Origin of the sequence: Bacillus sp. 105MF, from assembly GCF_000374885.1 — a bacterium.
Taxonomy (GTDB): domain Bacteria; phylum Bacillota; class Bacilli; order Bacillales; family Bacillaceae_G; genus Bacillus_A; species Bacillus_A pseudomycoides.
The window spans coordinates 1-9,220 of sequence record NZ_KB895634.1 but is presented as its reverse complement, the minus strand read 5'-3'; the positions used below and the strand labels follow the sequence as shown (position 1 = coordinate 9,220).

Genomic DNA, 9,220 nt, shown 5'->3' with positions numbered 1-9,220 from the left:
TTATCATAGTATGGGTTTTTATAATCTGCAGAATAAATGCCTTCCTCCAAATTAGTACGCCATTCATTTAATAGAGCTGTCTCATTTTGCTTCACCACAGTCGTATTTTGGGACATAATATCAATGGCTCTGTTTACAATCCATAAATGAGAACTTACTCCTTCATTATGTACAGATTCCGCTGACCATTTTAGAGCAATAGGTGGATCTTGGCGGTCAATTTCATGTGCAAACGCCACACTTTGAATAGGAGCTGTTAAAGCAATTACAGAAGCTATAGCAAAAATTTTTCTTTTCATAAATATTCCTCCAATTGATGTATAATCTAAATTTCGTTCATATGCTTTTATTGCAACTTATTAGCAAATATATTGAACAATGCGTAAGTTAGATAGTTTTAATAGCTGCTTTATTGTAAAGGTACTAATTCATAGCCAGCGTAGTCTTCAGGGGCAGATATTCCCCACAATTTATCTTGATTTGCAAATGGTTGCTCTGAAGTCTCTAGCTGGAAAGTTGTTGTAACTCCATAACTAGATTGCTGTGGATCTGCATTATACCAGTCAGTAGGTCTACCAAATTTATCTCTAAGATAATCCGTTTTTCCTGTTACTAAATCTATTTCCTTCGAATTTTTTTTCTTAACTGTTAAAGTGCTTCTTGATTGGTCACTAAAATAGATCCAGCTTCGATTGCCTGCATTTACATATTTTTTTGTTCCTCCTGCATCAGCATTTGATCCCCCAATCCACATTGACACTGTAATTGGAGTATTATTTCTTATATATCCATCACTCTCTACTCCAGCCGGTGCTTCAAAATTGATAGGTGTACCATAATACTCATTACCTTTTGTATCCTTATGCTTTTCAGCAGCACCGTAATAAGACGAGTTTTTATATTGAATTACATAATGCCAACCCGCAAACTTCTCATAAGTTATTCCAAGTCTATTCTGACCTACGGGTGCTACTCGTTTTTCAAAAGGAATACCTGTCACCCACAAATATTTGTCTACTAGTATGTAATCTTTATTTGTGGTAATTGGATCACCATAAATATCAAGTATACGATCGTCCTCAGCTGCATAAGCAGAATTTGTAGGAAAAACAGTTACTATCAAACTAAATATTAGTGCTAAAAATGTAAATATAGACAGTTTTCTTTTCATAAACATGTCTTAACTCCTCCTTATTTTTACTAATGGTTTTACCACTTGCGCGCATCGTCTACTAGTAGATCAACTTCATCCTATCTGGCAAATCTTTCATTTCTCTTTCATAAATGTTACAAAAGTCTTTCAAAGGTCTGACGTATTTGCTGATGAAACTAGCACACAAAGAAGGAAACCTGCATGTTCATTAGCTTTATCGTTAATTTATTTAATCATATATATAAATTATATATAATTATGCAATATTGCATATCGAAATGTGTTGATATTAATGTAAGCGCTTACTATAATAAAAACATAAAGATGTACCACATCTTAACACATAAAAAGAGGAGGAAATAACATGGCAATCGCAATGGCAGTTTTAAAATTTTTAGGTGGATTAATTCCAGCCGTACAAGAGCTTTTAAAAGCATTTATGTAAGTTCATTATTCCGCAATTATTTATAAAAATTATCATACAAATGATCTGTATATCAAAGATGAATTGATGTGCAGATCATTTGTGTGAGCAAACTTTAAACAAGAAAAAGAATCCCAAAAGGAATTAAGGGATTCTTTTTTATTTAATTCAATTTTTTCTCGAATATTAAATTATTCTTTGTTAAACAGATGAACAAGGAATAGCAAAAGTCTCTTATTCATTATTTTTCGTCGTTATATACGATTAAACGAATTTACTTTACTAATAATGAATATGTTCCCTTTCTGTTTTCCTCTTCAAAAAATGCAACTACATAATACTTCCCAGGTTTCGCTTCAAATTTCCCTTTCATATTATTTCCATCCGCTTGGCCCGTAATGACAGGATTTCCTAAATCTGATTCGTGATATACATCCCACTTTATTCCAATTCCCTGTTCATCTATAAAGGAAACATCTACTTCTTTTGGAGATGTAACATTGAATGTGTACATATACGCCATATTAGGCATATCCATATTTCCTTTGAAAAGCTTATTAAAACGAATTGCCTTTGCACTGTCAAATCCATGTCCTACTGGTTCATCTTTTTTTACAGTAACCGTTGTTTGTCCTCGGCCTACTTTTCCTTTATTATCTTTCACTGTTAGCTTTGCAGTATATGTCCCCTCTTTTCCATATACATGAGTAGGGTTTGCTTCTGTACTTGTTGTACCATCTCCAAAATCCCAAAGATAAGAAACAATATTTCCACCTGTGCTTTCTGTGCCATCACTATGAAACTCAACTTTTTCATTTAACATCTCATTGTATGGTCCATTCATATTTACTTTAATCGTCTGTTTTTCTTCTTCTCCCGTTGCAACACCATGGAATACAACATCGTATTCAAATTGATTGTTCGCATTCACACGATAATTGACAAAATACGCTGTAACTGTTTTGTAGCCGCTCCATTCTTTTTGCGCTAACTGTTCTAAAGATTGATTGATTTGCTTGCTCATCGCTTTCCAATCCTCAGATTCTCCTTTTGTTACGCCGCCTGTATATGTTCCTTCTAATGTAAACGTATTAAAGAATTGAGAATTATGCTTTGTAATTGTTGCATCTTTTATCTTTGCTACATCTACAATTTCTTTCTTTACATCAGCTAGTGGCTTTGGTGCATGTTCAGCTAAATAATCATCTGATACTTGTGGGGTATTATATTTATCTTGATTATCAATTAACTGCTTCATATAGTCTTGGTATTCTTTATTTAAATTTGGATCCTTACTTAAAGCTTCACGATATGCATCGTAACCCTTCACATCATTTGCACGAATTAAATCTTGAATCTTATCGAAAGTTTCAAATTGATGAGTATATAAGTAAGACTGCAGTGCAAAAGAATAATTATAAAAATCCCATGATCCATATTTCGAAAATAATGTTCGTTCTGCTGTATAACGTTCTGCAGGATTAGATGATAATCCTTTAATTACACTTTTGCGCGGAACAACGTTATTCGTACGAGTAGATCCCGCAAAAAATTCTGCATTTCCTTCATCAAACCAAGTCATACGTTCATTTTGATATAATTCTCCTTGTCCCCATGCTCCTGGAACTTCGTATCTTGCCTGTAAATAGTGTGTAAATTCATGACGGAACAATTCTTCTAAAGTATAACTACTTTGCTGCGGTGTACGTTCAAATGTAAAGAACGTTCCTTTTCCTTCAATGTAAATGCCACCATTATTCGTATCATATCCATATAGTTGGCTATTTCGTTTATATTCATATGGATCATTATAAATTACGATTGTCAGTACATCATCAGCTTTCCCTGATTCTAACGCTGCATCATTTCCAATTACACGATGATATTGCGCTTTTACTTCTTTAGCAGCCCAATATAGTCTCTTAACCTTTTCTTCCGTTACTTTATCTCCTGTTTTAAATACGATAGAACCGTCATCGAATGTATACGTTTTTGGTAAGTACTGCTGTTGGCCTTCTTCACGGATTTTCTTTAAATCTACTGTATTTCCGTTATAATCTTTTCCACCATAGTTTGTTGAAATTTGCTCTACAGCATTAAAATAAGCTTCACTTAGACGAGGGTACATATGCATTGCTTGTGTAAGTACTTCTAAAGGTTTATTTGGATTACTATGAAATTTCCCTAAACGACCAGCATAATAAATACCATTATTAATTAACCAACTATTTTCTGTTGTCACTTGATTCAGAAGAGCCATTCGACTGACTTCATTTATGAAGCCATCAATTTTCCCATACCATATTGTTTCGTCCGCTTTTTTCCTTGTACCATTCAAGTAAGACTGTATATCCTCATCAATCCCTTGGATAAGATTATACAAGGCGTCCCCTTTATTCTTATCACTTACATATGTAGAAATATTATCGTTATATTGCTTTAAAATATTACCTGCATATTGAACCGTTTCAGCATCACAAGAAGCATTTCTAATTAATTTACCGTATGCAGATACCACTTTATCCTGCTTATTTGTACCAAGTTTAAAATTCGGATTTTTTGCAATTGCTTTTAATGCAGGTAAACATTTATCATGGAAGCTTCGCTCATTTAAATAGTTTAATTCTTTATTATTAAAGCCTAAATAAAAACCGCAATATAATACTTCAACAAACGTCTCAATTCCTTTTGTATCATCTTTTGTAAATGCGCTTCCGCGGCGACCTAATTCATCAATAATAACTTGTATTCGCCCTTTATTTTGATAAAACGCCTTTGTTTCTTGATTAAATTGAGATAAATCTGTAATTTGATCCCAACTAACATTTGCCAATGTATCAATTAATTCGTCATCACTCATTCTATTCAGCTCTGCCACAGAATACTTTTGCTGAAATTGTTTTGCCGCTGCTCGTTTCACGACCGGAGCTGGACGTTGTGAAAAATCGCCTACTTTTAAACGTTCTTCATAAGACAATGTTTCGTCTGCTTTTGTAGAATGTGCAATTTCATCCGTTGAAGTTTCTATCCCAATTGGTTTCTTTTGTAACACATTATAAGGTGTATTTTCTTCCGCTGATACTTGTGTTTGAATACTTCCAAATGATAAGGCCATTGTACTAATACCGAGCATCATTTGGGTAAACTTTGATTTCTTGTTCATAACATTTCCTCCATTTATAAAATCCATAAAAACACATTATTAATATAACATAATATAAAATATGATATTTCATATTATTTCTTTGTATATTTCTGTACACTAGAATACTATATCAAAAAGAAAATGATACGTTTTGATATAATTTGAACAAAAAAAGGCACTCTACTGAGTGTCGAATGAGTACCTTTCTGTGGTTTATAATCTTATTGTTTTAAATCAAATTGAATATGCTAAATGATAAATATTTTGTAAATTACTTGAGCCTTTTGTAAATTATTTAATCCTATAGATTTAGTACAACCAGGTTCATTGTAGTAATATAGATCAACAATATCATATCTGTATGAGAATCTACCAGGATAATAAAAGTTATCTCTATATGCTAGTGATAATGAAGCTGAGCTTGATTTTCTGTTTTTTACTTAGATATAAGAGTTAATCAAATATCTACTGGATAATCATATACTTTTCTTAATTTAGATTTATGCAATCTCTCCCTTTTTTTATCATCTCTACATGAATACAAAAGATGAAATTATACTATACATTGCTAATACTTTTTACTTCAGACTGAAATAAAATCACCTTCGATATATTCATCTTAGTATATAAATATTTCAATTCCCTTTCATAAATGTTACAAAAGTCTTTCGTTTTTTTATCCCGCATTAACGGACAGTAACACTCCCACCTCAAAATTCAGCGAAAGCAAAGAAGTTAGGTGCGAGATGAACTGTCCGTAAAAGCCCGATTCGTTCAACTAATAATCAGTGGGGGATGGAGAAAACCCCCACTGATTAAAGTTTCACTTTATATAAAAGCTTTAGGATAATTGTATCTAATCTCTGAATATTAGATTTAGGGGACTCGTCACATCGCTATCAAGCTAAGTTTTTATTCAGATTTTCTAGCTGACTGCTCAACAAACCATCTAGCACCATAAGTCCATCTACTCCTGAAAACAAGGCAATTATTTTAAACGTTTTTTCTCCGTATTGGTCTAGCGTTAGAAATTACAAATAGAGAAAATATTATTTCACCTATAACACTCCCAACAACAATGCCTGTATTAAATAACCCGAATATTTCCATTCCATAGTCCTTTACTAAAAAAGGTACACTAGAAACTCTCCGCCCTTTACAACAAGTTTAAAAAATCAGAGCCCAATGTAGTGCAGTGTTTAACAAATATGTGTGATTATAAAACATAGAAAAAACCCCTGATTTTTGTTCAAAAATAAGGGGTTTTTGGCAATTTATTTCTTCTCCATCACAGCAAAGTAATTCTCTTCATGATCCGCAAAGTTAAATACTCTGCCAGAAGGCATATTTACAATTTCTCCGACTGTGATATTTTTATTTAATAGGTTGCTTCGTAATTCATCGAGATTTTCCGTAAAAAACATTAAAGAAGGTGTACCAAGATTTAATCCCGGTGACATCTTAGCAACGAATTCCTTATTGTGCAGAATGATGCTTGTTTCTGCGCCCTTTGCTGGAGCAATTTCAATCCATCTCATTCCTTGATCGTTATTTTCTTCAGAAACTACAGTAAACCCTACTTTTTCTGTCCAAAAATCCACTGCCTTATCTTGGTTATTTACATACAATATAATTTGACCAACTTTATGAATCATAGACTTCCCCACTCCCTTATATAAGTAAATACCACACCCGATGCTTCTAATTCTTTCCATCGCCAAGGTTTCTGAAACCCCGTGACAACTTAATAGATACGCCAAGAAATGAAAACTTCCTTCTAAAAGAAACGAAGCATTTTCGTTTAAGTAGGAGATTATAAAAGAAAGATAGAATATTAACAAAATATTTTATAAGGGGGAATATAATTGTCAATTTCAAAAGATACTGCCAGCTACATGATTCGTACAGGAAAAATAGAAGATTCCGAGGCCATTTTAGACATACAGAAATCCGTTGTTTCCGAAGGCAAGTTTCTCATTTCGTTATCCGAAGAATTTAATAAAACGTCATCCGAGCAAAAAGAATGGGTACAAGGTGTATTGAAGAATGAAAGAGAAACGTTAATTGTAGCTGAAAAAGATGGTGAAGTTGTTGGGTGGATTGTATTTCTTAGCGAAAATAAAAAGCGATTGTCTCATACAGGTTCCTTTGGAATCATGATCAGTAAAAATTACAGAGGACTCGGAATTGGGAAAATGCTACTACAAGCTTTATTAGACTGGGTAGAAAAAAATCCCCTCATTGAGAAAGTAAGTTTAGGAGTTTTCTCTACAAATCATAGCGCAATCTCTTTATACAAAAAGATGGGTTTCATTGAAGAGGGACGTAAAATGAATGAATTTAAAATGAATGATAATGAATATGTGGATGATATTCTTATGTATAAATTCGTTTAGTGAAATTTTAACCACAAGACACTCACAGGTACCACACAATAAAAGCCGTTCTCCTATAAACTACGGAAATCGGCTTTTATCATTTATATTGAACACCCTTATTAATCTAACAAAAATTAAGATTTATCATTTTAACCGATTCATCCCCCTCCTCTAAACGAAGTGAAGGTGGGAGATGAATCGTTTTTTTCTTTTCTCAAGGAAAAACCACCTTCTTATAGAACGTATGTTTGTTTTGTTGTATAATGGTCTTATCAAACAAAATGGGGTGAGAACAGGTGAAGAAAGCGTTTTTTTCGAAACGGATCTATAAGACAGATTTGTCGCATGAAATGGTAGATACATTGACAGAGACAATCGAAACATTCAATCGTTTGAAACGCTTTGCGTTTCAAACGATTGTCCGAGAAAAACGTTGGAGTCGTAAGCTGCATACAGATAGTCTTCATCTCGTTCTCAAGCGGAACTATCAATTGAATGATTACTACACAAACAGCGCGGTACAAGAAGCAAAATCGTTGTTTACAGGTTTAATGGAGTTACAAAAAATATATGAGAAACAAACACAAGAGAAACTGGGGAAACTTAAGAAAAAATTGAAACAAGAACGGACCAAACTGATAAATCTTCGTAAGATCAAACAAAGTTGTGTGAAAGGAAAGTTGATGTTTCCGAAAAACACTCGCTTTGCGAGGCACAACAAGATCGTCTCCTTATCTCGTAAAGAAGACACATTGATTTGGCTGAATAAATATCTGTTTGAGCACCAGTACTTAGATGTTCAAATCAAAAGGATTCAGGCAAAAATCGGTCGTTTGACCCACCGGCAATACCGTTTAAAGCAGAAACTCGCATCATACAAAACGCATATTCCGAGCGCAGTATTCGGGAGTAAAAAACTGTTTCGGTCTCAATTTACAATCGAGGAGTTCGTGCAGAATCATGACAAATGGAAAACATTCTTTTCCCGCGCTCGAAATAAACAACTCATTCTATCTGGTCGTAAAGATGCGAAACACGGAAATTTTGTATTCCAGTATGTGATGGAGAAACAAGAATTATGGATGACGACAAGTACAGGAAAAACACTTATGTTTCCGGCTGTTATATTCCCGTATGGACAAGAAATCATTGAAGGAGTAATTACAAACCAATTACAGTGTAAAAATAAGAAAAAAAACGGTAAACCGATTGCGTGGTCTGTGGAAGACCATGGTGAATATTACATTGTAAAATGTTTAGTCGATGTACCGGAAAATCCAAACACGAATTATAGTAAAGCAGATGGTGTTATTGGTGTAGATTGCAATCTCGAGCATTTTGCGTGGGCAAATGTAACAAAGGATGGAAATTATAAAGGAAGTGGTTCCCTCCATTTTTCGATTCTAGGTAAATCCACCGGACAAATCACAAAGATCATCGAAGTGGAAGCCATTCGTTTAGTTGACTTAGCGGAGCGGTATAATAAGCCGATTGTCATCGAGAATTTAGATACCACACAATCAAAGACAGGTGATGGATACGGAAATAAGCGAGCAAATCGAATGAAGAGTATGTTCGCTTATGAGAAGATGACAAGTGCGATTCTCAGGCGTGCAGATAAAAGGGATGTGGCTGTCTTTCAAGTCAATCCTGCTTACACTTCGATTGCAGGCAAGATGAAATATATGCGGAAATTCGGTATCTCTATTCATCAATCCTCGGCTTTTACGATTGGTCGCCGAGGGTTAGGGTATAAAGAAAAAGTACCTGGGGTGCTTCATCCTTATATTCCCAATAAAGACGCCCATCATTGGAGCCATTGGCATCAATTAAACAATCGATTGGATATTCGCACGCATCATTTCTATCAGCTATACGATGTAGATCAGCCGAAAGAGGCCTTACAGATCGAGCGATTAGACGTATTTGAAAGTGAAAAGAAAAAGCTAACAAAATTGTTTGCATAAAGAAAAAAGAACACCTTGTCCCAGTCTCTTACACTTGTTACCAGAGCAGATAACAAGTCTAGGAACTGGATGCATGACAAAGTGTTCTACACCTCGATATAAGAAAAAAGTAGCTGTACCTGTTTTGTTTTCCACGGAAGATAGAATAGGTCG

5 protein-coding genes and 2 pseudogenes are annotated in these 9,220 nt (G+C 34.2%); 3 read left to right on the top strand and 4 right to left on the bottom strand.

Annotated features, from left to right (window positions below; genetic code table 11):
- Together C564_RS0130395 and C564_RS0130390 are read right to left on the bottom strand one after the other, a co-directional pair.
- Positions 1 to 299 (bottom strand): annotated as a pseudogene (locus tag C564_RS0130395) (phospholipase); the annotation flags it as partial.
- A gap of 110 nt (positions 300 to 409) precedes the next feature.
- Entirely contained in the window at positions 410 to 1,177 is a 768-nt protein-coding gene (locus C564_RS0130390; RefSeq protein WP_003209854.1) for a hypothetical protein, read from the bottom strand.
- A 234-nt stretch (positions 1,178 to 1,411) separates the two neighbouring features.
- Between C564_RS0130390 and C564_RS38335 the strand changes: the two are divergent.
- Positions 1,412 to 1,598, top strand: a pseudogene (locus C564_RS38335) (hypothetical protein).
- 253 nt (positions 1,599 to 1,851) lie between these two features.
- Here C564_RS38335 and colA read toward each other — a convergent pair.
- The gene (colA, locus tag C564_RS0130380; protein WP_018768066.1) at positions 1,852 to 4,740 is read right to left on the bottom strand and encodes a collagenase ColA; all 2,889 of its coding nucleotides are present in this window, start codon (positions 4,738 to 4,740) and stop codon (positions 1,852 to 1,854) included.
- 1,256 nt (positions 4,741 to 5,996) lie between these two features.
- Positions 5,997 to 6,377: a VOC family protein gene (locus C564_RS0130375; protein WP_026008764.1), complete on the bottom strand. Its 381-nt coding sequence runs from the start codon at positions 6,375 to 6,377 to the stop codon at positions 5,997 to 5,999.
- Between the two features lie 210 nt (positions 6,378 to 6,587).
- Here C564_RS0130375 and C564_RS0130370 point away from each other — a divergent pair, with 210 nt between their 5' ends.
- The gene (locus C564_RS0130370) at positions 6,588 to 7,118 is read left to right on the top strand and encodes a GNAT family N-acetyltransferase (protein ID WP_018768064.1); all 531 of its coding nucleotides are present in this window, start codon (positions 6,588 to 6,590) and stop codon (positions 7,116 to 7,118) included.
- 278 nt (positions 7,119 to 7,396) lie between these two features.
- Entirely contained in the window at positions 7,397 to 9,067 is a 1,671-nt protein-coding gene (locus tag C564_RS0130365; protein WP_018768063.1) for an IS200/IS605 family accessory protein TnpB-related protein, read from the top strand.
- Positions 9,068 to 9,220 lie beyond the last annotated feature (153 nt).

Excerpts from the sequence above, each read along its gene's own strand:
- C564_RS0130390 (WP_003209854.1), bottom strand. The coding sequence starts at position 1,177 with ATGTTTATGAAAAGAAAACTGTCTATATTTACATTTTTAGCACTAATA.
- colA (WP_018768066.1), bottom strand. The coding sequence starts at position 4,740 with ATGAACAAGAAATCAAAGTTTACCCAAATGATGCTCGGTATTAGTACA.
- C564_RS0130375 (WP_026008764.1), bottom strand. The coding sequence starts at position 6,377 with ATGATTCATAAAGTTGGTCAAATTATATTGTATGTAAATAACCAAGAT.